General features: G+C 46.8%; 24 protein-coding genes. 11 read left to right on the top strand and 13 right to left on the bottom strand.

Annotation, left to right across the window (positions count from 1 at the left end):
- Window positions 1–150 precede the first annotated feature (150 nt).
- The 10 genes from AY607_RS14405 to AY607_RS14360 all read left to right on the top strand — a co-directional run bounded on the left by AY607_RS14405 (window position 151) and on the right by AY607_RS14360 (window position 8,467).
- The gene (locus tag AY607_RS14405) at window positions 151–1,035 is read left to right on the top strand and encodes a transporter (protein ID WP_064096698.1); all 885 of its coding nucleotides are present in this window, start codon (window positions 151–153) and stop codon (window positions 1,033–1,035) included.
- Between the two features lie 33 nt (window positions 1,036–1,068).
- On the top strand, window positions 1,069–2,403 hold the full coding sequence (locus AY607_RS14400) for an acetamidase/formamidase family protein (protein WP_064102918.1): 1,335 nt from the start codon (window positions 1,069–1,071) through the stop codon (window positions 2,401–2,403).
- Between the two features lie 89 nt (window positions 2,404–2,492).
- Complete coding sequence (locus AY607_RS14395) at window positions 2,493–3,695, top strand: aromatic ring-hydroxylating oxygenase subunit alpha (protein ID WP_064102917.1); 1,203 nt, start codon at window positions 2,493–2,495, stop codon at window positions 3,693–3,695.
- Window positions 3,696–3,706: 11 nt separating this feature from the next.
- Entirely contained in the window at window positions 3,707–4,060 is a 354-nt protein-coding gene (locus AY607_RS14390; protein ID WP_064102916.1) for a hypothetical protein, read from the top strand.
- 11 nt (window positions 4,061–4,071) lie between these two features.
- Window positions 4,072–4,533 carry a nuclear transport factor 2 family protein gene (locus AY607_RS14385; RefSeq protein ID WP_064096702.1) on the top strand — a complete coding sequence of 154 codons (462 nt, stop codon included), beginning with the start codon at window positions 4,072–4,074 and terminating at the stop codon, window positions 4,531–4,533.
- 56 nt (window positions 4,534–4,589) lie between these two features.
- Window positions 4,590–5,861 (top strand): styrene monooxygenase/indole monooxygenase family protein, encoded by a 1,272-nt coding sequence (locus tag AY607_RS14380; protein WP_064096703.1) that lies wholly within the window; start codon window positions 4,590–4,592, stop codon window positions 5,859–5,861.
- Window positions 5,848–6,372, top strand: a complete 525-nt coding sequence (locus AY607_RS14375; RefSeq protein ID WP_064102915.1) for a flavin reductase family protein — start codon at window positions 5,848–5,850, stop codon at window positions 6,370–6,372. Before AY607_RS14380 ends, AY607_RS14375 begins: the two co-directional genes overlap by 14 nt.
- Window positions 6,369–7,139 (top strand): SDR family oxidoreductase, encoded by a 771-nt coding sequence (locus AY607_RS14370; protein ID WP_064102914.1) that lies wholly within the window; start codon window positions 6,369–6,371, stop codon window positions 7,137–7,139. Before AY607_RS14375 ends, AY607_RS14370 begins: the two co-directional genes overlap by 4 nt.
- Window positions 7,136–7,468, top strand: a complete 333-nt coding sequence (locus AY607_RS14365) for a non-heme iron oxygenase ferredoxin subunit (RefSeq protein ID WP_064102913.1) — start codon at window positions 7,136–7,138, stop codon at window positions 7,466–7,468. Before AY607_RS14370 ends, AY607_RS14365 begins: the two co-directional genes overlap by 4 nt.
- 6 nt (window positions 7,469–7,474) lie before the next feature.
- Complete coding sequence (locus AY607_RS14360; RefSeq protein WP_064102912.1) at window positions 7,475–8,467, top strand: 2Fe-2S iron-sulfur cluster-binding protein; 993 nt, start codon at window positions 7,475–7,477, stop codon at window positions 8,465–8,467.
- Window positions 8,468–8,499: 32 nt separating this feature from the next.
- On the opposite strand, the gene AY607_RS14355 is transcribed toward AY607_RS14360, so the two are convergent.
- Window positions 8,500–9,147, bottom strand: a complete 648-nt coding sequence (locus AY607_RS14355) for a response regulator transcription factor (protein ID WP_064102911.1) — start codon at window positions 9,145–9,147, stop codon at window positions 8,500–8,502.
- Window positions 9,138–10,619: a PAS domain S-box protein gene (locus AY607_RS14920; protein ID WP_081408825.1), complete on the bottom strand. Its 1,482-nt coding sequence runs from the start codon at window positions 10,617–10,619 to the stop codon at window positions 9,138–9,140. The genes AY607_RS14355 and AY607_RS14920 overlap by 10 nt, the downstream gene beginning before the upstream one ends.
- Window positions 10,620–10,997: 378 nt before the next feature.
- Here AY607_RS14920 and AY607_RS14345 point away from each other — a divergent pair, with 378 nt between their 5' ends.
- Window positions 10,998–11,885 carry a DMT family transporter gene (locus AY607_RS14345; RefSeq protein WP_064096709.1) on the top strand — a complete coding sequence of 296 codons (888 nt, stop codon included), beginning with the start codon at window positions 10,998–11,000 and terminating at the stop codon, window positions 11,883–11,885.
- A gap of 75 nt (window positions 11,886–11,960) precedes the next feature.
- On the opposite strand, the gene pcaD is transcribed toward AY607_RS14345, so the two are convergent.
- The 11 genes from pcaD to catC all read right to left on the bottom strand — a co-directional run bounded on the left by pcaD (window position 11,961) and on the right by catC (window position 22,029).
- Window positions 11,961–12,740, bottom strand: coding sequence for a 3-oxoadipate enol-lactonase (pcaD, locus tag AY607_RS14340; protein WP_064102910.1), 780 nt, complete (start codon window positions 12,738–12,740; stop codon window positions 11,961–11,963).
- Between the two features lie 69 nt (window positions 12,741–12,809).
- A complete protein-coding gene (pcaF, locus tag AY607_RS14335) occupies window positions 12,810–14,015 on the bottom strand; it encodes a 3-oxoadipyl-CoA thiolase (RefSeq protein WP_064102909.1) in 1,206 nt (401 codons plus the stop codon).
- 126 nt (window positions 14,016–14,141) lie between these two features.
- The gene (locus tag AY607_RS14330) at window positions 14,142–14,795 is read right to left on the bottom strand and encodes a 3-oxoacid CoA-transferase subunit B (RefSeq protein WP_064102908.1); all 654 of its coding nucleotides are present in this window, start codon (window positions 14,793–14,795) and stop codon (window positions 14,142–14,144) included.
- Between the two features lie 19 nt (window positions 14,796–14,814).
- Window positions 14,815–15,486, bottom strand: a complete 672-nt coding sequence (locus tag AY607_RS14325; protein WP_064102907.1) for a 3-oxoacid CoA-transferase subunit A — start codon at window positions 15,484–15,486, stop codon at window positions 14,815–14,817.
- A gap of 37 nt (window positions 15,487–15,523) precedes the next feature.
- Window positions 15,524–16,744, bottom strand: a complete 1,221-nt coding sequence (benE, locus tag AY607_RS14320; protein WP_064102906.1) for a benzoate/H(+) symporter BenE — start codon at window positions 16,742–16,744, stop codon at window positions 15,524–15,526.
- 58 nt (window positions 16,745–16,802) lie between these two features.
- On the bottom strand, window positions 16,803–17,588 hold the full coding sequence (gene benD / locus AY607_RS14315) for a benzoate diol dehydrogenase BenD (protein ID WP_064102905.1): 786 nt from the start codon (window positions 17,586–17,588) through the stop codon (window positions 16,803–16,805).
- Between the two features lie 18 nt (window positions 17,589–17,606).
- A complete protein-coding gene (gene benC / locus AY607_RS14310; protein WP_064102904.1) occupies window positions 17,607–18,623 on the bottom strand; it encodes a benzoate 1,2-dioxygenase electron transfer component BenC in 1,017 nt (338 codons plus the stop codon).
- Between the two features lie 92 nt (window positions 18,624–18,715).
- Window positions 18,716–19,207: a benzoate 1,2-dioxygenase small subunit gene (benB, locus tag AY607_RS14305; RefSeq protein WP_064102903.1), complete on the bottom strand. Its 492-nt coding sequence runs from the start codon at window positions 19,205–19,207 to the stop codon at window positions 18,716–18,718.
- A complete protein-coding gene (benA, locus tag AY607_RS14300; protein ID WP_064096718.1) occupies window positions 19,204–20,592 on the bottom strand; it encodes a benzoate 1,2-dioxygenase large subunit in 1,389 nt (462 codons plus the stop codon). Before benA ends, benB begins: the two co-directional genes overlap by 4 nt.
- A 72-nt stretch (window positions 20,593–20,664) precedes the next feature.
- A complete protein-coding gene (gene catA, locus AY607_RS14295) occupies window positions 20,665–21,585 on the bottom strand; it encodes a catechol 1,2-dioxygenase (RefSeq protein ID WP_064102902.1) in 921 nt (306 codons plus the stop codon).
- A gap of 153 nt (window positions 21,586–21,738) precedes the next feature.
- A complete protein-coding gene (gene catC, locus AY607_RS14290) occupies window positions 21,739–22,029 on the bottom strand; it encodes a muconolactone Delta-isomerase (protein ID WP_064096720.1) in 291 nt (96 codons plus the stop codon).
- Window positions 22,030–22,041: the final 12 nt, after the last annotated feature.

Raw genomic sequence — 22,041 nt, 5'->3', positions numbered from 1 at the left:
GTTTCAGCTAGCCATCTTCAGGTTTTACCTATCTAAACACAGATTCGTCCCTATATTTCCCTGCCATGTTTCAAGTCTAGATTAAGTCATGCGCTTGAGGCTTCGAAAGCCCTGCAACTAAAGACTTTGAAGACTAGGGGAAAGCTGTAAATGCTAAGCAAATATCTGAAATCAGTGGTACTCACCACAAGCCTGATCAGCTGTGCACCGTTCGCATTTGCAGCTGAAAATGGTGGTAGTGCCTATCCGGATGGCACAGAAAGTTTCTTCGGTGGTGCAATGCCACCTCCAGGTACTTACCTGGTGAGCTACAACCAGTTTTATTCAGCAGACAAATTCAAAAATGATCATCCGGTATTTGATGATTTCAAGCTGGATACCTTTGCCACCGTCGCGCGTGGTGTGTATGTCAGTGACAAGACCTTTCTAGGTGCAACATGGGGGATGCACGCATTTCTGGTTTATGCCAATGCCGACATCACTTTGGGCGGTGGGCAAGATGAAAAAACTGCATTGGGTGATGTGATTATCGATCCATTTCTATTGGGCTGGCACAAAGGTGACTGGCATGTGGCAACGGGTGTCGATTTCTATATCCCAGTCGGTTCATATAACAAAAACCGCCTCGCCAATATTGGCCGAAACTACTACACCATTCAGCCAATTGTTTCTGCGACTTATCTGAACCAGCAAGGCATCGAAGTCAGCACTAAGTGGATGTATGACATCAACTTTGAAAACAAAGACACCAGTTATGAGTCAGGTAATGCCTTGCATGTGGATTACATCGTTGCCAAGCACATGGGACCTTTAGCGGTCGGTCTAGGTGGTTATGTACATCGCCAGCTTGAAGGCGACTCTGGTGCAGGGGCCGTACTAGGCGAGTTCAAGGCAAAAGCAGCCAGTATTGGTCCGCAAGTGCGCTACCAATTCGCTAAAGGCGTCGCAGTTGCCGCCAAATACCAGAAAGAATTTGATGTGGAAAACCGACCTGAAGGTCAGAAGTTCGCACTTGATATCACAGTTCCATTTTAAAAATCAGCTATTTAAAACTATAGGGGTAATACGATGAAGATTGAAAACCAAGACTATGCAGCAGGCAGTACCAATGCAGTGGACTATTTGCTGGTGAATGAATTTTCGGGCGGGATTGTTGGTCCAAGCCAACGCATGCTTGGCCCACTGAAAAATGGCGGAATCTTAAAAACCGGTACACCTCCGGGCTGTTGGGGCCCAATGATTACCCCTGCATTCCAGGGTGGTCATGAAGTGACATTGCCTGTGTTTATTGAAGGTGCAGAAGTCGGTGATGCGGTTGCACTTAAAATCAAGAAAATGAAAGTGAACTCGATTGCAACATCTTCAGGTGTCATGAGCTTTGTTGAAGGACGCTACCATGGCGACCCGTTTGTGGCGAAATACTGTAGTGCATGTGGTACAGAACAGCCTGCAAGCTATGTAGAGGGCATTGGTGAAGATGCAATTCGTTGTAAAAACTGTGATGCGGAAGTCAGTGCTTTTGAGTTTTCACATGGCTATGTGATCGTGCTTGATGAAGAAAACAAAGTGAGTTTGACGGTCAATCAGGAGATTGCCAACAAACTTGCCGGCAATGTCAATGAACTGTCTGCACTGCCTGAACATGCAGCACAACACTCAATCCTGTCGCTTGCTCGTGCTGATATGCCGGGAGTCGCAGCGCATATGCGTCCATTCCTGGGCAACATCGGTACAACACCATCACGTGATCTACCTGACTCACATAACTGTCATGACTTTGGTCAGTACCTGATTAATGCACCGCACAAATTTGGCATGACAGAAGATGAGCTTGTTGCAGCAAAAACCGATGGCCATATGGATACCAACTCAATCCGTCCGGGTTGTATCTTGATCTGTCCGGTTAAAGTGCCAGGAGCCGGTGTGTACATGGGCGACATGCATGCACAGCAAGGCAATGGCGAAATTGCCGGTCATGCCACGGACGTGTCTGGTGAAACCGAACTGCAAGTCGAAGTGATTAAAGGTCTGACCATTGATGGTCCAATCCTGTTACAGGCACCAGATGATCTTCCACCGATGGCCCGTCCATTTACTAAAGAAGAAAAAGAGAAAGTGAAAGCACTCGGCGAACGCTGGGGCCAGACCGAAATTGAAGAAAGCGGTCCAATTACCTTTATGGGTACTGGTAAAAATCTGAATGATGCGACTGAAAATGCACTGAATCGCGCGGCTAAAACTACGGGTTTGAGCTATGACGAAGTCATGAACCGCTGCACCATTACCGGTTCGATTGAAATCAGCCGTTTGCCGGGTATGGTACGTGCCACGTTCCTGTGTCCAATGCCAATTCTGGAAAAACTCGGCATCGCAGATCTGGTGCGCGAACACTATCAACTTTAATCAAAACTGGATTTAACAACAAGCTGCAGTGGTGCCACACCACTGCCTATTGAAAGTAAAGAACTTAGAAACTTGAACAGGAATGTCATATGAACAGTAATTCTAAACTCCGTTGGGGCGAACTTTATCCTGAACTCGGTATTGAACCTATTCCAACCGAGCCATGTATTTCACCGGAAATCTATCAGGAAGAAATCGACAAGGTATTTTCTAAAGTCTGGCTAAAAGTCGGTCGTATTGAAGAAATTCCAAAGAAAGGCGATTACAAGGTCAAACGTCTGGATTTTGCTAAAACTTCCGTGATTCTTATGCATGGCAAAGACGGCGAGATCCGCGGCTTTCACAACATCTGTTCGCATCGGGGCAACAAGGTTGTAGTAGAAACCGACAACGAAACTTTCGGGTCAAATAAAGCTGCAGTTGTGACCTGCCGTTTCCATGGCTGGGTTTACGATGCCAAAGGCGACTTAGTTAGTGTACCTGAAGAGGAAAAATTCACTTCCTGCTTTGACAAAGGTCATAACGGTCTGGCACCCGTACGTACCGAAGTCTGGGAAGGCTTTATTTTCGTGAACCTGGATAATGAAGGCACTCAAGGTGTAGAAGAATTCCTGGGCGGCATGGGTACACATTTAGGCGGTTATCCGTTTCATGAAATGGAAGAATGCTTTGCCTATAACACGGTACTGAACTGTAACTGGAAAGTCGCACATGATGCCTTTGCTGAGGCCTATCACGTAGCCACCATTCATGCCGGTTCATTCCCGAATGTGTTTGCCTCTGGCCTGCAAGAAGTACAACTGTTTGGCGATCACCGTACCTGTGCGGTCTGCCTCACTAAAAATGCCAATCCAAAACCGGCTGCGGCACTTTCCGGAGAAATTACCGGAGCATCACTGGTCAATCACTACGAACGTACGCAGTTACCGAAGTCAGTGAATCCAAATGACCGTGATGATTTTTCATTCGAGCTTTCTGTCATTTTCCCGAACATTCTGGTGCATGTGACAGAAGGCGTATGGTTTACCCACCAGTTCTGGCCAGTCGGTCACAACAAAACCCGTTGGGAAGGCCGTTACTACCTGCCTAAAGCGAAAACTTATTCAGAGCGCTGGGCACAGGAATTTGCTCAGGTACTGCAGCGTAATGCCTGGTTAGAAGATACTGCAACCATGGAAGACACCCAGGAAGCACTGGAATCTAAAGCCAAGAAAGTCATGCATTTACAGGATGAAGAAATCCTGATTCGTCATGGCTACCACGTTCTTGAACAATACCTGAATCGCGCATAAGGAGAATGCACATGTCAAATATCATTTCACAATTGCCGGCTGACTTTGCTGCTCTGGAACCTTTTGTCGCGAAGTGGGCACTTGGAACCTCTAAACAGCGTCATCTGGCCCGTCTGAACTCCACCAAAGAAGAGCTGCAGGCATTTTATGATGCGATTCTGCCGGAAATGCGTCACCTGCTGGCGGCATTAGACCAATATCCATTGGGCTCATTGCCGGAAGAGCTACACAAGCTGTACTGGCTCAGCCTGAGCTTTGCTGAAATTGCACCGCATATCGAACTGTATAAAGGTTCTGTCGGTGTGCCATATGCCTTTGAAGAAACCCGCTTTGTCTATGAAACTGGTGACGTGGTCAACGTTTAAAGGAATTGAATATGAGCCAGCACAATCTGGAAACCCGTTTGCACTACCTGGAAAGCTGCGAAGCCATTCGCAGCCTGGTCGGCCGCTATGCAACCGCAGCGGACCAGCGCAACAACCCAACCATTATGCAGCATCTGTTTCATGACGATGCGGTCTGGTGTGCGAATGGTTTTGGCGAATATCAAGGTCGGCAAAACATTCTGGATGCGCTGTCTGGCATTGCTGAAGCGCAGGTGCTGTGGAGCCTGCACATTATGGCCATGCCGGATATCGAAGTGCTGGATCATCATCATGCCAATGTCAGCTGGATGCTTTGGGAAGTCTGCAAACTTGCCGAGAAAGGCATGCAGGCCACCACCAGCTGTCTGGGCGGATTTTATCAAGCCACTGTTCGCTGTGATGAAGAAGATGAATGGAAATTTGACCGGGTGGAATTAAACCTGACTTTTAATCAGCCGTATCCGACAACATAAGCGCAAATATAACGATAGCTACTGCATCAGACACGGCCCAAAGAGGAATTCAAGAGATGAGAAAAATCGCAATTATTGGTGGTGGGCAGGCAGGTTTGTTACTGGCATTCTCATTACTAGAAAAAAAATACGACGTTACTGTATATGTAGATCGTCCAGCTGAAGAACTGTTACATGGCCGCATGGTCAGTACCACCATGTTCTTCGCCAATACGCTTGAAGTGGAACGTAAACTGGGCCTGAATTTCTGGGATGGCAAGGCACATCATGGAGAGGCGATTCATGTCGACTTCCGTGCGCCAGACGGTACGGTGGCACTGCCTTTGACCGGTTTTCTGCATGAAAATAAAGGCATTGCCATGGACCAGCGCACTAAATACCACCGATGGCTAGAAGAATACCCACGTCGTGGTGGCAAGCTGGTAATCCAGAATGTGACACCTGAAGATTTGGAAATCATCTCTGCTGAAAATGATTTAACGATTCTTGCGGCGGGCAAAGGCAATATTACCAGCCTGTTCAAACGTAATGAATCCCGCTCGGTGCATCAGGCTCCGCCACGTAAACTGGCTGCGGCTTTGGTGGTAGGTGATGACTTGTGCGGACCGAACAGTTGGCAAGGTCAGCCATCGCAAACCTTGCACTTTAACTTTATTGCCGGTGCAGGTGAATATTTCAGCATGCCATTCTACAGCCATACCTATGGCCCGTGTCGAAGCTTCCTGTTTGAATGTGTACCCAATGGTCCAATGGATATCTTTGATGATGTGACCAGCGGTGACGAAATGCTGCAACGCATGAAAGAAGCAGTAGCTAAAGTAACACCAGACCAGAGCTTCCGTATGGTCGATAACATGGAACTGAGTGATCCGAATGCCTGGCTGAAAGGCGCATTCCGTCCGGAAGTCCGTTATCCGGTTGCAACTTTGGAAAATGGTGCTTCGATTTGGGGTATTGGCGACACAGTGATGGTCAATGACCCGATTGCTGGTCAGGGCGCAAACAATGCGACTCGTATGGTCGAGCATTATCTGCAGGCCATTCTGGCACATGGCGATGAAGCCTTTACTGCCGAATGGATGACGCAAGTCTTTGATGAATTCTGGGAATATTCCGGCCGCTATACCACTGAATTTACCAACCTGTTGCTAAATCCGCCAAGCGAAAGCTTGCTTCAAGTTCTGGGAGCAGCATCTCAAAACAGTGCAATTGCCGATGACTTTATGGGCCACTTCAACCATCCACGTGGTTTCTGGCCAGCCGTGGATGGTGCGGAGGGCGCGAAAGAATATCTGTCACGCAAGGAGTTTAATCATGCAGCTGCCTGAAGTACTGTGGCAGGACGTTGACCTGGCTGAAGCGAAAGCGCTTCGGCAGGCCTTCGGCGGTTTTGCCACAGGTGTAGCGATTGTCACCTGTCTGGATCAACAGCAACAACCTGTCGGACTGACTATTAATTCATTTAGTTCCGTGTCATTAGATCCTGCACTCGTCTTGTGGAGTCTAGTGAATCATTCACCAAGTCGTATGGTTTTTGAAAATGCAGAATACTTTGCCATTAATATTCTGGGAGCAGACCAGCAGGACGTAGGTCTGAACTTTGCCAAGCCGATTGCCGATAAATTCCAGCACGGTGTGTGGAATATTGAACAGTCTAAAGCGCCCGTATTGGAAGGGTGTGTGGTGCAGTTTGTTTGCAAAAATGAAAAGCAGATTGAAGCCGGCGATCACCAGATTTTCCTTGGAAAAATTGAGCAATGCCGTCACAGCAATCAGCGTCCATTGCTGTTCTGCAAAGGACAGTTTACAGAATGGCCTCAATATAAGGAGGTTTCATGAGCGATCTTAAGAATAAAGCTGTTTTAGTAACAGGTGGTGCAACCCATATTGGCCAGGCTGTAGTCAAAGAATTAAAAGGCCTGGGTGCGGACGTCATTATTGCTGATATTAATCAGGAACAAGGCCAACAGGTCGCAAATGAAACCCAAACTCGCTTTGAATATCTTGATCTGGCCAGTGATGACAGCATTCAGGCCTTGGTGGGCAAGCTGACACAAGTGGATATTCTGGTGAATCTGGCCTGTCTGTATGAGGATCATGGATCTCAGTCGACACGTCAAGATTGGCAAAATACCTTCAATGTCACGGTGTTTGGTCATGCTGCATTGGTACAGGCCTGCCGCCCATTGCTGAAAGCGAGTTCAGATGCTGCAGTGATCAATATCAGTAGTGTCAGTGCCCGTATTGCCCAAAAAGAGCGCTGGGTTTATCCGGCATCAAAGGCCACACTGGAACAGCTAACCAAAAGTATGGCACTCGATTTAGCCACTGATGGTATCCGCGTGCATGCCTTGTCTTTGGGCTGGACCTGGTCTGTGCCAATGCAGATGATTTCAGGCAATGACCGTCCGAAAACCGATCGTGTTGCGGGTCGTTTCCATGTGCTGGGCCGTATTGCCGATGCCGAAGAGGTGGCAGAAGCTTTAAGCCTGCTTTGCAGTCCAAAAGCCAAATTGCTCACCGGTAGCACCATCCATGCCGATGGCGGTTATCACACCCTGGGACCTGAAGCGACAGATTCACCGATTGAGGAGTTGAGCGCATGAATATTCAAGTGAACAATATTGCTGAAAAATTTCTTTGCCTCACCTCGGAGATTGAACAGGGGGAAGGCTTACAGGTCATTATCGACGGTTATCCACCACTTGCGGTATTTCATCTGGAAGATGGTGGATTCTATGTCACTGATGATACCTGTACCCATGGGGATGCATCTTTGGCTGATGGTGAAGTTGATGGCTGCGAAGTAGAATGTCCGTTCCATGCTGGCGCTTTCGATATTAAAACTGGTGAGCCGTGTGGTGCACCCTGCAGTATTCCACTCAAAACCTACACCTCATTTGTACGTGATGGTCAGGTCTATTTGGTGGAGTAAGGTGCTATGTATAAAATCCAGATTGAAGGACAGGGTCAATTTCACTGTGCAGCAGACGATGTTCTGCTGCGCGGCGGTTTGCGTGAAGGTTTGGGCTTGCCTTATGAATGCAATGCCGGTGGTTGCGGCACCTGTAAAATTGAAGTGTTGTCGGGTGAGGTTGAAAATCTGTGGGCAGACGCACCTGGGTTGTCTGATCGCGATAAACGTAAGGGACGTGTATTGGCTTGCCAGTGTCGGCCAAAATCGGACTGTGTGATCAAGGTTCGTTTAGATGAACAGTGCACGCCTAAAATTTTGCCAAAACAGCAAGCCGTGAAGCTCAAGCATGTGCAAGCGATTACCCATGATATTTTAGAAATTCATTTACAGTCGGATGAACCAGCCCAATTTATTCCAGGGCAATATGCACTGCTCTGGGTAAATCAGGAATTGCTGCGGGCCTATTCGATGTCGAACTTGCCGAATGACGAAGGACTGTGGGTGTTCCAGATTCGCCGTGTGCCGGATGGCAAGATGACCAATTTGCTGTTCGATGAGCAACAACGACAAGATGCCGTGATTCAGATTGATGGGCCTTATGGTCTGGCGCATTTGCAGGAACAGCCACGTCCGATTGTCTGTGTTGCAGGTGGTTCGGGTCTTGCGCCAATGCTGGCGATTGCGCGTGGTGTGGCGGCCAATCCGCGCTTGCAACATCATAAGGTCTGGTTCTTCCACGGTGGACGTGAACAACGTGATTTGTTGACCGAAAATCAGCTCAGGGACTGGACCGAATTGGGTGAGCGTCTCAATTATGTGCCTGCCACGTCTGCAGAACTGATAGACGGCATCCGTTCCGGTTTCATTCATGATGTAATCAATGATGTGCTGGGCGAGCAATTACCTGAGCATGAGATTTATTGTGCCGGGCCACCGCCGATGGTGAAATCCATTGAACAGATGGCGCATCAGGCGGGTATTCCACTACAACAAGTTCATTTCGACCGATTCTTCTAAATCCTTTATCCATCTTCAAAAGAGGCGATAGGTTAACCCATCGCCTGCATAGTTTTGTCCCGGCACATCAGCACCATATTCACAATCTGGGCAATCGACTCTGTCCCCAGTTTTTGCCGGATATGAGTGCGGTGAATCTCGACAGTTTTATGACTGATATTCAGCATCTGCGCAATATGTTTACTGGACAGGCCATCCACCAGCAAATTGATAATCTCATTCTCACGTGGTGACAAGGATTTCAGTTTCAATAATTGCTGTTTGCGATTTTCCCCTGCGACAAAGTCCTGCTCGGCCTGTTGCAGGCAGGCCTGAATCTGGTTCAGCATATGCTGCGGATTAAAAGGTTTTTCCAGAAAATCAAAAGCCCCGGCTTTCATGGCATTTACCGACATCGGAATATCACCATGACCGGTCATGAAAATAATTGGAATATAGGCTTTCTGCTGATTTAGCTGTTGCTGTAACTGCAGGCCACTCATGCCGCGCATACGGATATCCAGAATCAAGCAGGCTGGGGTATTCGGCCGTGGATAATTTAAAAATTCGGTCGCACTGCTAAATGTTTTGGTTTCCAGCTGAACGGAGTCCAGCAACCAGGTCAGCGAGTTTCGGATATCCTGATCGTCATCAATGACGTAGACTATGGGCTCGGGAACATGAGAATTATTTAAATACATTTAGCACGCTCCTGTGCAGATAATGAAATATTAAAAATTGCGCCGGATTCACCCTGGCAGACCCATAAATAACCCTGATGGTTTTCAATAATGCTACGCGATAAAGTCAATCCGATCCCCATGCTGTCTTTCTTGCTCGAATAAAAAGACTCGAACAGCTGTTCCGGATTTTGTCCTTGCAGTCCCGGACCATTGTCTGCAATGGCAATTCGGGCATGCTGGTTGTGCTGCCAGGTCCGGATATAGATATCACGTTGACCTTCAGGATTGCGTTGTAACGCATCCACCGCATTAAAGACCAGATTAATGATGACCTGGCTAAACAGGGTTTCATCAGCAGAGATAGAAACCGGTGTCACACTCAGCTCATAATGAATGGTACAGCCGCCCTGATCGGCTTTCAGTCCAATCAGGGGATGCAGGTCCTGAATCAATTTATTGAGGGAATGTACCTGAAAATTGGCTTCGCCTTTGCGCAAAAAGCTGCGCATACTGTGAATAATCTGGTTGACCCTTTTGGTCTGATCCAGTGCGGCATTCATGGCATCCAGCGTTTCAGTGGTATTGGCTAGGCCGTTTTGAATACGGATAATGCTGCCACCGACATAATTATTGAGTGCAGCTAAGGGCTGATTCAGTTCATGTGCCAGTGCGGTCGCAAGTTCACCCATGGTTTTGCAGCGTGACATATGGCCTAACTGACGTTCCCGAGCCCGCGCCATTTCTTCTGCTTCAATCCGTTCGCTAATATCGCGGTAATTGATCAGGATTCCCTGAATATCCGGATGGTCGAGCAGGTTGCGATAGGTTGCTTCATGGTGCCGCCACTTACCATTATGGTGCATAATTTTGTAATGCAGCACTCCAATCGACTGTTCAGCCGGTTTTTTAAATAACAGTTGCCGGACTTTAATCCGGTCATCCGGATGAATGACACTCAGCACATTTTTATTTAAAACAAAGCGGTCACGATAACCCAAAATACGTTGTAGAGAAGGGCTGGCATACAGTAGTTTGCCTTGCAGGTCCAGAATCGCGATGCCATCACCCGAGTTTTCCAGCAGCATCTTGAAATACTGATCTTTAGACTGCAGCTGATACTGATATTTCTTGATTTCACTAATGTTGCGAACCAAAGCCAGTAGCTTGGGCTGATGCTCAATTTCGACCGTTTTTAGGCAAACCTCAACAGGAATCTGCCGTTGATTCTGCGCCTGAATGATCCATTCAAATGTAATTGCTTCATGACTGGCAGCTTGTTGCACCTTTTTTAAGGCATGGTAAAAATCAAAACCATGGCTATGCGCACTGATTTTTTCTACACTCATGCTGGTTAATTCAGATTTGCTGTAACCGGTGAGGTTTTCAGCTGCTTCATTGACGTCCATGAATTCGACACTGCCGATATCATGCACAAAAATAGCATCACCCGCCTTATCAAAGATGGTTTGATAATAATTTAAACTGGTCATTCTCATTCCTTACCTGAGATAGCATCCGGCGATCTGGTACAGGGGGTATTCGCCTTCAATGATGAATACTTGTTATTTTGTATTTCATATTGGAGCAAAGTAAAAAAGAGTTCAATTGCACTTTAGGTCTGATTGCATACTTTAAACATATAAAATAAATCCACATGACATCTATCAGCCTGGTTAGGTTTGATAAGCAAAATTAGTACCATTTTCACGTTTTTAGATCGCTATCAGATCATATTGTATTCATTTAGCCGACTCGTTCCTTAATATAAGCCAAACTTTCCGCTATCGGCCAGTATCCTATTTTTAATTAGTCAGCGCTTTTACTAAGGCATAGAATTAATTTACTTTTGAGGTAATAGCGATCAGTAGATGGCATTCAGCTGGATTTTTTTCACTTTAATGGCTGCATTTATGCAGGCTTGGCGTAACGCCTTTCAAAAACAGCTCAGTACCACGGTTGATGTGTGGGGAGTCACCTTGGCACGCTTTATTTTTGGCTTGCCATTTGCTGCGCTGTACCTGAGCAGCTTGTATTATTTCAAGCCAGTTGAAAGTGTGGTTCACTTCACGCCCAGGTTTTGGGTCTATGTAGTAATTGCGGGTTGCAGTCAGATTTTAGCTACGGCGCTGATGGTACAATTGTTCAAGCAAAAAAATTACGCGGTGGGGGTGGGGTTGGCGAAAAGTGAAGCCATTCTGGCAGCTATTATTGGCGTGACCTTTTTAGCGGATCATTTGTCATTTCTGGCCTGGATCGGTGTGGTGCTGGGTGGATATGCGGTATTTTTATTGAGTAAAGGCCAACAGGTCAGCGGGTTTTCAGCCAGAACATTGGCGATCGGGATCGGCAGCGGTTTAAGTTTTGCCATTACCTCAATTCTGGTACGCGAAGCCAGTCTGGAATTAAGCAATTTGCCAACCTTGCATCGTGCGGCCTGGGTGTTGTTAATGGTGATCGGTTTTCAGTGTATCAGTATGCTGATCTATCTCAGCATATTCAGTCGCCAGACTTTAGTGGCCATGTGGCAACGTCTGGGCTTAACTTTTAAAGTGAGTGTGTGCAGTTTTATGGCATCACTCGGCTGGTTTACTGCCATGAGCATGATGAGTGTGCCGGTCGTCAAAACTTTGGGACAAATTGAGATTCTGTTTAGTATGCTGATTTCGGCATATTTCTTTAAAGAAAAACTGGCACGTACCGAGCATTGGGGTTTGGGCTTAGTGGTGATTGCAGCGATTTTAGTGATCTGGGCTTGATGCTGAACCAGTTTTTCAAAATCTAAGCATAAAAAAGCCACTGATCAACAGTGGCTTTTTCTTTGCATCTATTATTTAAGCTGCAATAAATTTCTGAACTGCCTGATTAAAGACTTCTGGTTGCTCCACACTGGAAATGTGCGAGGCATTGATTTCAAACAGCTGGCTTTGTGAAATTTCAGCTTGCATGGCTTGACCATCTGCAACTGTCGTCACTGGATCTTGCTGACCGGCCACAATCAGTACCGGCACAGAAATGGTTTTGATCTGTTCACGTAAATCCGCCTTAGCCAAAGCTTCGCAACAACTTGCATAACCTTCCGGGCTGCCAGCTCCAAGGTCGTTTGAAAGTTCTGCAACTTTCGCTGCGTTGCTCTTGATAAAGGGACCGGTAAACCAGCGTGATGCTGCAGTCGATGCAATCGGAGCCAAGCCTTGTTCACGCACCAGTGCGGCACGTTCCAGCCAGGCCTGTTCCTGACCGATCTTGGCAGCAGTATTGCAGATAATCACGTGGTTAAAACGTTCAGGTTTGTTAATCGCTAACCATTGCCCGGTTAACCCACCCATCGAGATACCACAGAAAGCGGCTTTCTGGATATTCAGATGATCCAGTAGATTGACCACATCCTGACCTAACTGTTCCAGGCTATACGGACCTTGCGGTGCAGAAGAAGCCCCATGACCACGAGTGTCATAACACACGACAAAATAGTCTTGCTGGAAAAATTCAATTTGTGGCTGCCACATGCTGAATTTGGTACCCAATGAGTTAGAAAAAACCAGGGCGGGTTTGCTGGCATCACCAAAAGTCTGGTAATTGATCTGGGCATCGTTAGATGTAAATGTTGGCATTTTTTTAAGTCCTTAATGCTCTTTCTTCCCCTCCTTTGGGAAAGGAGGGGAAGAAAGAGCATTTAATAATTAAACACGTTCAATAATCAAAGCAATACCTTGACCGACACCAATACACATTGAACACAGCGCATATTGACCACCGGTTTGTTCCAGCTGGTTGAGTGCAGTCGTCACTAAACGCGCGCCTGAAGCACCGAGTGGATGACCCAAAGCAATCGCACCACCATTTGGATTGACTTTCTCTGAACCATCTTCAATTCCCAAGTCACGGGTACATGCCAGTGCCTGAGCAGCAAAAGCTTCATTCAGCTCGATCACATCCATCTGTTCTAAAGTCAGACCGGTTTGTACCAGTAATTTCTTGATGGCAGGTGCTGGACCAAAACCCATGATTCGTGGTTCAACACCTACAACTGTTGAACCAATAATTTTGGCACGTGGTTTTAAGCCATGCTGAGCAACAGCTTCATCAGATGCAATCAGCAGGGCAGCCGCACCATCGTTAATACCAGAAGCATTACCCGCCGTTACAGTCCCCTCTGCTTTCACCACAGGTTTTAGTTTCGCCAGAGCTTCTGCAGTGGTAGATGCACGTGGATGTTCATCACTATCGACAATCACCGGATCGCCTTTATGCTGTGGTATCACCACAGGAATGATTTCTTTGGCAAAGAAACCATTGGCCTGCGCTGCTGCGGTACGTTGCTGGCTGGTCAGAGCAAACTTGTCCTGATCTTCACGGTTGATATTGAACTGTTCTGCCAGATTTTCAGCCGTTTGCGGCATGGTGTCCACGCCGTACATTTCTTTGAGCTTAGGATTGATAAAACGCCAGCCCATGGTGGTGTCTTCAATCTTCTGGCTACGGCCATACGCTGTTTCTGACTTGCCCATCACGAATGGGGCACGCGACATGCTTTCTACACCACCAGCAATAATCAGATGGGCTTCACCGGCTTTAATCGTACGTGCTGCCATTGCGACGGCATCCATCGATGAACCACACAGACGGTTTACGGTCGTTGCCGGAACCTGATAAGGCAGGCCTGCAAGCAATGAAGACATACGACCGACGTTACGGTTGTCTTCACCGGCCTGATTGGCACAGCCATAAATCACGTCATCGACCTGTTCCCAGTTCACGCTTGGATTGCGTTCCATCAAAGCTTTAATTGGAACTGCACCTAAGTCATCTGTACGAACAGGCGCGAGACCACCGGCATAACGGCCGAATGGGGTACGGATGGCATCGATAATATATGCGTTTTTCATGTTTTTACTTTCCAAATCTTTGAATCCCTCCCAACCTCCCTTTACTAAAGGGAGGCGTTTTTCCCTGAATTTAAAGGATGAAAGTCCCTCCTTTAATAAAGGAGGGGTTTAGGGAGGATTTATAAATTAGTTTTGAGTCGCATCAATCAGTTTGGCACCAGTCATTGACTGCAATTCTTCAAATGACAGACCTTCGACTTTTTCAATCACTTTCATACCTTCAGGCGTCACATCAATCACACAAAGATCGGTATAAATACGGTCGACACATTTCAGGCCAGTCGCAGGATAAGACAGTTCAGCCACGATTTTGGGCTCGCCTTTTTTGGTCACGTGATCTGTGGTAATAAAGACTTTTTTCGCACCAACAGCCAGATCCATCGCACCGCCGACTGCTGGAATCGCATCCGGAGCACCAGTATGCCAGTTGGCCAAATCACCATTTTCAGCCACCTGGAACGCGCCCAGTACCGCGATGTCTAAGTGACCGCCACGCATCATCGCGAATGAATCACCATGATGGAAGAAAGAACCACCTTCGAGCAAGGTCACGAATTCTTTACCGGCATTGATCAGTTCTGGATCACGGTCTTCTTCAGCAGGAGGAGGACCGAAAGCCAACAGGCCATTTTCAGAATGCAGGAATACGTCTTTATCGCTTGGCAGGTAACTTGAAATTTTGGTTGGCAGGCCGATACCCAGGTTCACATAAGCACCATCAGGAATGTCTTGTGCCACACGTTCAGCGATCTGGTCACGGGTCAGTTTGCTATAGCTCATTATTTCTCTCCGATGCCAATTACTGTGCAGGTTTAACTTGAACAACGTGTTGAACAAAAATTCCCGGGGTGATGATGTGCTCTGGATCCAGCGCACCCAGTTCAACCACCTCAGAAACCTGTGCAATGGTCACATCAGCTGCCATCGCCATAATCGGGCCGAAGTTACGGGCTGATTTACGGTAGACCAGATTGCCCCAACGGTCGCCCTGATGGGCCTTAATTAAAGCAAAGTCAGCTTTAATCGGATTTTCCAGGACAAAATCTTTGCCTTCATAGTTCAAGGTTGGTTTGCCTTCAGCCAGCAAGGTACCAAAACCGGTTGGGGTATAGATTGGACCTAAGCCCATACCTGCTGCCTGAATACGGCAAGCCAGATTACCTTGCGGCACCAGTTCCAGTTCGATCTTGCCTGCACGATAGAATTCGTCAAATACCCAGGAATCAGACTGACGCGGGAAAGAGCAGATAATTTTACGCACAGCGCCCGCTTTAAGCAGTTTCGCCAGACCATAGTCGCCATTACCAGCATTATTGTTGACAATAATAAGATCCTTGATTCCCAATTCGATCAGACCATCAATCAGTTCAGCAGGCTGACCCGCTGTCCCAAATCCGCCGATCATAATGGTAGAACCATCCTTGATCTGGGAGAGTGCTTCTTTCAATGATAATGAACTTTTATCTATCATAATCTGGTCCTTACATACCCTAAACTAATGGATGTCTTTAAATTTGTTTTGAATCTGATGTTGCAACCGGAACAGCATTACGGTCTTTCTGTGACAGCAGAAAATGTGCTACCAGGCCAATACAAATCCCCCAAAAGACTGAACTCAGTCCCAAGAAATGCATGCCGGAAGCGGTTGCTAAAAAAGTGATCAGTGCGGCATCACGTTGCGACTCTTTGCCCATCGCCATAGAGATGTTAGTGGCAATTGCTCCGAGTAAGGCCAGTCCTGCCAAAGCTGCAATTAATTCCTTCGGCATCAGGCTAAACAGCATGACAATGCTGCCGGCAAACAGGCCGCCTAAAATATAAAAAAGCCCGTTCGCCACACCGGCGATATAACGCTTTTCTTTCAGCTCGTGCGCGTCTTTGCCTAAACACAATGCGGCCGTAATAGAGGCCAATACAATAGTAATCCCCCCCACACAGGCTACTGCGAGCGAGGCAATACTGGTTGCACTAATAATTGGCTTGGCGGGCATGTCATAGCCACTGATCTTGATAATGGCCATTCCCGGTAAAAACTGGCCCGACAGGCTAACTAGAATGAGTGGGAGGGCCAGATTCAGGGTGGAACTCCAGGTCCATTCCGGTGCAATAAATTGCGGAATTGCCAGACTGAAATCTGCCGTGACCGGGTTCATCTTGCCCAGCAGCATGCTTAAAATCACACCGGCAACCAGCACCCAGACCATGGCATAACGTGGACTGAAACGCTTGGCCAGCAAAAACACCGCCAGCATGCCAAAGACGATATAGGGCATGGTATCGGTCGCGGTGAACAGCCCTAAACCAAACTGCAGTAAAATCCCCGCCATCATTCCGGCAGCGACTTCCTGAGGAATCCAGGACAGTAACTTGTCGAAATAACCGGTAATACCAATGAGAAAAATCACCACAGCAGAGGTGATATAGGCCGCAACCGCTTCATTGAGCGAAATATCGGGAAACAGCGTGACCAATAGTGCCGTTCCGGGCGCAGACCAGGCGGTGACGACAGGTATTTTGTATTTAATTGATAAAAAGATACCTGCAAGCGCCGCACCAATAGAAATTCCCCAAATCCATGAAATCATCGTGTCTGGGGAAACTTGGGCTTGCTGTGCTGCCTGGAAAAAAATGATCAGTGGTCCTGAATAGGAAATCAGCACTGCTAGAAATCCTGCAACAGTTGCTGAAATTGACCAGTCATTTTTTAATGTCTGAAACAGGGTGTTCATTGGTAATGTGCCTCCTTGCGTCGAACCATGAGCCTGTTAAAAATCGTGATGATCAGGACTAGCCCTGATCTCCACCACCGACCGGTACTACCGTACCTGTCATATAAGATGATTCATCGGAAGCCAGGAATAGAATGGCATTTACTTGCTCCTGAATTGTGCCGTAGCGACCCATAAACGTACGGTCAATGGTCTGATCTACCACTTGCTGCATCCATTCTTGTTCAGATTCAGTCAGTGGATTGGCATTACGTGGTATTTTACGGGGTGGTGCTTCGGTGCCACCCGTTGCAACAGCGTTAACGCGAATACCATCTTTGGCATGTTCAAAGGAAAGGGAAGCGGTCAGGCCATTTACGCCACCTTTGGATGCTGAATAGGGAACACGATTAATACCGCGTGTCGCAATAGAAGATACGTTTACAATGGTACCTTTCTGATTTTTAATCATTTCTGGTAAAACTGCACGGCAGCACCACAGTGTCGGGAACAATGAACGGTTCACTTCCTTGATAATTTCCTCTTCAGAAAATTCCTCGAAAGGTTTCATCCAGATCGCGCCACCGACGTTATTGATGAGCGCATCAACACGGCCATAGGTTTCTAGCGCTTTTTCAACGACTGACTGAGCACCGGCAAACGTTTCCAGATTGGCTTTGACGGTAATCGCATCACCGCCAGTCGCTTCAATTTCAGCCAGAACTTCCTCCACATAAGGGGAAAGATCAGCCATGACGACTTGAGCGCCTTCGCTCGCCACTTGCAACGCGACCCCGTGCCCGATGCCCTGAGCGGCACCGGTCACGATTACGACTTTATTTTCAAATCTTTGACGATTAGACATTGAATAAATTCCCTCTAGTTAGTTTGCAGAGAATTTTTCAAACAGGAAGCTTGCAGGTTTTACGCCTTCTGCTTCTAGCCAGCCACGAACCGCTTCAACCATGGGTACTGGGCCACACAGGTAGATATCAACCTCACCAGCATTTAGCCATTCATTTTCAATATGGCCAGTGACATAGCCTTTACGTTCATGTGCAGATTCCGGGTTTGCCACTACAGTGCGGTATTCGAACCACGGGAATTTATCTTGCAATTCGTTCAGTTTTTCAATGGCAACCAAGTCGAAATCATTGGTCACACCAAATACTAAACGGACCGGATGCTCTGAACCTTTTTCTTCCAGTACTTGCAGCATCGACATGAATGGTGCAATCCCTGTACCACCCGCCAGCATCAAGACAGGACGGGTCACGGGGCGCAGATAGAAACTACCAAACGGACCGGTAAAGGTCATTTTGTCGCCAGCTTTGGCATTTTTGCTCAAGAATTCACTCATTTTCCCATTCGGTACATTACGTACCACGAAACCAGTCAAACGATTACCCGGTTTTGAGCTGAATGAATAAGAACGGGTTTCTGTGGTGCCTGGAATTCCGACATTGACATATTGACCTGCCAGAAAGTGAATGTCTGGTTGACCTTCGTCTAACTGGATATCAAAAGTAATAGTTGAATCAGACAGGTTTTCTACACGAGCCAGCGCTCCCTGGAAAGCATGAATTTCGGTTTTACACACTTCTGAAGAAGCTTGAATCTGGAACACTGCATCTGACGTTGGCTTACATTGACAAGCCAGAATATAACCTTCAGCGGCTTCTTCAGGTGTTAGTGCATCTTCAATATAAGTTTCTTCAGGCATGTCAAATGAACCTGATTCACAAAACGCACGACACGTTCCACAAGCACCATCACGGCAGTCCAAAGGAATATTGATCTTTTGACGGTAAGCTGCATCAGACAGGGTCTCGCCCTGAGCAACAGAAATAAAACGTGTAACGCCATCTTCAAATTGAAGTGCAACATTGTGGTTTGACATGGCTGAATATCCTATATAAATCTTTGTAACTGGACCCTTCAGCCAATTTTCCATCTGGCTGAAGAGTTTTACCTGGCTGTAATAAAACAGTCTTAGAGGTGATAGATGTCGATGACCTGATTGATGTAATCGTTTTTCAGTACCACGTATTTGCTTAAAATCTGTGGTTTATCGCCTGAAAAATCGATTTCATAACGTGACATACCAAAGTAGCTGTAGCTGTTTTTGTAACGGAAGCTCAAAGTATTCCAGTTGAAACGTACGGTTACTTTGTTGCCATCACGTTCAACAACTTCAATATTGCTGATGTTATGGCTGGTACGTGTATCCGGCATGGTGGCAGACGAACGTTCAGTCTTGATCCGGAACACACGGTCTTCCAGGCCTTGACGGTCCGGGTAATAAATCAGGGAGATTTCAGACTGTGGATCTGTGGTCAGCTTGTCATCATCATCCCAGGCTGGCATCCAGAAAGAAGCAGTAGGGGCATAACAAGTTAACCAGTCATCCCATTGTTCATCATCCAGAAAGCGTGCTTCCTGATATAGGAACTGAGCAATATTTTCTAAAGTGATGTCGCTCATGCGTTTTCTCCTTCAGTTGATGCTGCAATCTCTTTCTCGGTCGCAATACCTTTTTTCATCAGTTCTAACCAGTACTGGTGCTGAGCCAGGTATAAACCTTCATCTTCGGTTTTAATACCAGACAGTTTTGGTTTTAAACCAATTTCATTGGCAGCATCATCAGGGCCATGGATCCAGTGCTTGGAACCACGGCACATGTCATTCCATTCCAGCGCGATACCGGCATAACCTGCCTGACAGGCACGGAATTCTTCCAGATCGTCTGGTGTAGCCATACCTGAAGCATTAAAGAAATCTTCATACTGGCGGATACGGCGGGTACGGGCTTCAGGTTCTTCACCTACAGGGCCGATACAGTAAATGGTGACTTCCGTCTTATCGACAGAGATCGGACGTAGCACACGGATTTGTGAACCGAACTGATCCATGAAGTAAACATTTGGATAGATACACAGGTTACGTGAACGCTCGATCATCCATTTCGCCATAGCTTCACCGTATTTCTCGGTGTATTCATCTTTCTTGGCAAAGTTAGGACGGTCTTCAGGATTAGCCCATTGAGTCCAAAGCAGCATGTGACCGTGTTCGAAACCGTAAGAACCACCGCCTTGTTTGCCCCATGAACCCGCGCTCATGGCACGGATGTTATCACCAGCTTCTTTTTCTTTACGCTGTTGAGTCGTTGCAGCATAGTTCCAGTGAACGGCAGATACATGATAACCGTCAGCACCATTTTCTGCAGTCAGCTTCCAGTTACCTTCATAGGTATAAGTCGAAGAACCGCGTAATACTTCCAGACCCTGTTCAGACTGACCTACGATCATGTCAATGATTTTGGTCGCTTCGCCCAGATATTCTTCCAGCGCTGGGACATCCGGATTCAAGCTGCCAAACAGGAAGCCTTTGTAGTTTTCAAAACGTGCTACTTTTTTCAGGTCATGCGAGCCGTCTTGGTTAAAACAGTCTGAATAACCCGCATCAGCCGGATCTTTAACTTTTAATAACTTACCTGAGTTATTGAAGGTCCAGCCATGGAACGGGCAAGTATAGGTTGCTTTATTGCCTTTCTTGTTACGGCATAACTGTGCACCGCGATGCGAACAGGCATTGATCATGGCATTCAGTTCACCTTGACGGTTACGTGCAATGATGATCGGCTGACGGCCAATATAGGTAGTATAAAAGTCGTTATTGTTTGGGATCTGGCTTTCATGCGCCAGATAAACCCAGTTACCTTCAAAGATGTATTTCATCTCAAGGTCAAACAGCGCCTGGTCTGTAAATACCGAACGGTGCAGTTTAAATTCACCAGATTCAAAATCATCAACCAGTAATTCATCAATACGGTCTAAATGGCTGGTGTTAATTACGGGAATACGAGGCATGTCCTTTCTCCGACTTTCCAAGGGGGAAGTCAGCGGGATATATCTCGATGCATATCCCGCTTCTCAAGTGTATTAAGCGCTAGCGCGGCGACGATCAACTTCAGTAGAAGGTGCGTCTGTTTTCTCTTTCACAAGTTCAATATCGAATTGAATGTATTTGAAAGGACCTTTCAGGCCACGTTTTGCAATTTCAGCTTCATCAGTTACGTCTACAGCAGTTGCTACCAGACCTTCACGGGTAGCGAATGCAAAGTCATCCCACAGGTATTGGTCGCCTTCAATGTTGAATTGAGTGGTCAGCTTGCGGTAACCCGGTGCAGACACAAAGTAATGGACGTGTGATGGACGGTTACCATGACGGCCTAATTTGTCCAGCACGAACTGGGTGGTACCTTCTGGAGGACAGCCATAACCCACTGGCATTGTCGTTAATGCAGTATATTGACCATCGCTATCAGTAATGATGCTGCGACGTAGGTTAAAATCAGACTGTGACTTGTCAAAAAATGAGTAATTGCCCAAGCTGTTCGCATGCCAGATTTCAACCTTGGCACCTTCAACGAGATTGCCATTAGTATCCGTCACTGTACCTTCAATGATTAAAGTTGGGATTTTGCCTTCTTCAGAACCATCATCCATACGGGCAAAGCTTACAGTTTCAGGTGCGCCAGCTACATATAACGGACCTTCAATCGTACGTGGCGTACCGCCAGTAATACCTGCTTTAGCATCTGCTTCATCAGCACGTAAGTCTAAGTAATGTTCCAGCCCCAAGCCTGCAGCCAATAAACCTAATTCATTCGCTTGACCGGCATCAGTAAAGTATTCCAGGCCTTTCCATAATTCTGACTGAGAAATATCAAGATCTTCGATAGCCTGGAAAAGATCACCCAATAAACGCACAACGACTTGCTGTACACGTTCATCTACAGGACCTGTCGCTGTATCAACGTTCATTTGCTTAACTAATGCATCAATTTCTTGGCGATTCATACTATTGCTCCTAAAGTATGTTTTTCATCTTTTCGTGGCGCACTTTTTAGCTTTTATTGGCTGGCTAAATTTGGCTGGCCACAATCCTTGTTGAAATACCCTCTGTTTTCGATTTGGAAGGGGAATCCGGTGACTCCCAATCCGCTCATTCAATTAACTGTCGTCATCTCGAACTGAAGACGGGTGACGGTTTAATGCCATCACTTCAATATTCATGTAAGGATAGAGAGGCAAGCCTTGTAACAGGTCGTGCAACTCTTCATTGCTTTCAACATCGAAAATACTGATGTTTGAGTACTGGCCCGTGATGCGCCAGATATGACGCCATTTGCCTTGACGCTGCAATTCCTGCGAATAGGCTTTTTCAACAGCCTTAATTTCATTTGCCTGTTCAACTGGCAGATCACGTGGAATGTTTACATCCATACGTACCTGAAAAAGCATGGGTTTCTCCTA

Origin of the sequence: Acinetobacter sp. SFA, from assembly GCF_001647535.1 — a bacterium.
In the GTDB taxonomy this organism is placed as follows: Bacteria; Pseudomonadota; Gammaproteobacteria; order Pseudomonadales; family Moraxellaceae; genus Acinetobacter; species Acinetobacter pecorum.
Note: the sequence above shows the minus strand (reverse complement) of the source record. Positions and strands in the feature narration are given on the sequence as shown.

What these genes read in the sequence shown, in the direction of transcription:
- AY607_RS14920 (WP_081408825.1), bottom strand. Translation starts at nt 10,619, where the DNA reads ATGACCAGTTTAAATTATTATCAAACCATCTTTGATAAGGCGGGTGAT.
- AY607_RS14325 (WP_064102907.1), bottom strand. Translation starts at nt 15,486, where the DNA reads ATGATAGATAAAAGTTCATTATCATTGAAAGAAGCACTCTCCCAGATC.
- AY607_RS14355 (WP_064102911.1), bottom strand. Translation starts at nt 9,147, where the DNA reads ATGTATTTAAATAATTCTCATGTTCCCGAGCCCATAGTCTACGTCATT.
- AY607_RS14400 (WP_064102918.1), top strand. Translation starts at nt 1,069, where the DNA reads ATGAAGATTGAAAACCAAGACTATGCAGCAGGCAGTACCAATGCAGTG.
- pcaF (WP_064102909.1), bottom strand. Translation starts at nt 14,015, where the DNA reads ATGAAAAACGCATATATTATCGATGCCATCCGTACCCCATTCGGCCGT.
- benA (WP_064096718.1), bottom strand. Translation starts at nt 20,592, where the DNA reads ATGCCTCGTATTCCCGTAATTAACACCAGCCATTTAGACCGTATTGAT.
- benB (WP_064102903.1), bottom strand. Translation starts at nt 19,207, where the DNA reads ATGAGCGACATCACTTTAGAAAATATTGCTCAGTTCCTATATCAGGAA.
- benC (WP_064102904.1), bottom strand. Translation starts at nt 18,623, where the DNA reads ATGTCAAACCACAATGTTGCACTTCAATTTGAAGATGGCGTTACACGT.
- catA (WP_064102902.1), bottom strand. Translation starts at nt 21,585, where the DNA reads ATGAATCGCCAAGAAATTGATGCATTAGTTAAGCAAATGAACGTTGAT.
- AY607_RS14365 (WP_064102913.1), top strand. Translation starts at nt 7,136, where the DNA reads ATGAATATTCAAGTGAACAATATTGCTGAAAAATTTCTTTGCCTCACC.
- AY607_RS14345 (WP_064096709.1), top strand. Translation starts at nt 10,998, where the DNA reads ATGGCATTCAGCTGGATTTTTTTCACTTTAATGGCTGCATTTATGCAG.
- AY607_RS14395 (WP_064102917.1), top strand. Translation starts at nt 2,493, where the DNA reads ATGAACAGTAATTCTAAACTCCGTTGGGGCGAACTTTATCCTGAACTC.
- AY607_RS14375 (WP_064102915.1), top strand. Translation starts at nt 5,848, where the DNA reads ATGCAGCTGCCTGAAGTACTGTGGCAGGACGTTGACCTGGCTGAAGCG.
- AY607_RS14330 (WP_064102908.1), bottom strand. Translation starts at nt 14,795, where the DNA reads ATGAGCTATAGCAAACTGACCCGTGACCAGATCGCTGAACGTGTGGCA.
- pcaD (WP_064102910.1), bottom strand. Translation starts at nt 12,740, where the DNA reads ATGCCAACATTTACATCTAACGATGCCCAGATCAATTACCAGACTTTT.
- AY607_RS14360 (WP_064102912.1), top strand. Translation starts at nt 7,475, where the DNA reads ATGTATAAAATCCAGATTGAAGGACAGGGTCAATTTCACTGTGCAGCA.
- AY607_RS14405 (WP_064096698.1), top strand. Translation starts at nt 151, where the DNA reads ATGCTAAGCAAATATCTGAAATCAGTGGTACTCACCACAAGCCTGATC.
- AY607_RS14370 (WP_064102914.1), top strand. Translation starts at nt 6,369, where the DNA reads ATGAGCGATCTTAAGAATAAAGCTGTTTTAGTAACAGGTGGTGCAACC.
- catC (WP_064096720.1), bottom strand. Translation starts at nt 22,029, where the DNA reads ATGCTTTTTCAGGTACGTATGGATGTAAACATTCCACGTGATCTGCCA.
- AY607_RS14380 (WP_064096703.1), top strand. Translation starts at nt 4,590, where the DNA reads ATGAGAAAAATCGCAATTATTGGTGGTGGGCAGGCAGGTTTGTTACTG.
- benE (WP_064102906.1), bottom strand. Translation starts at nt 16,744, where the DNA reads ATGAACACCCTGTTTCAGACATTAAAAAATGACTGGTCAATTTCAGCA.
- AY607_RS14390 (WP_064102916.1), top strand. Translation starts at nt 3,707, where the DNA reads ATGTCAAATATCATTTCACAATTGCCGGCTGACTTTGCTGCTCTGGAA.
- AY607_RS14385 (WP_064096702.1), top strand. Translation starts at nt 4,072, where the DNA reads ATGAGCCAGCACAATCTGGAAACCCGTTTGCACTACCTGGAAAGCTGC.
- benD (WP_064102905.1), bottom strand. Translation starts at nt 17,588, where the DNA reads ATGTCTAATCGTCAAAGATTTGAAAATAAAGTCGTAATCGTGACCGGT.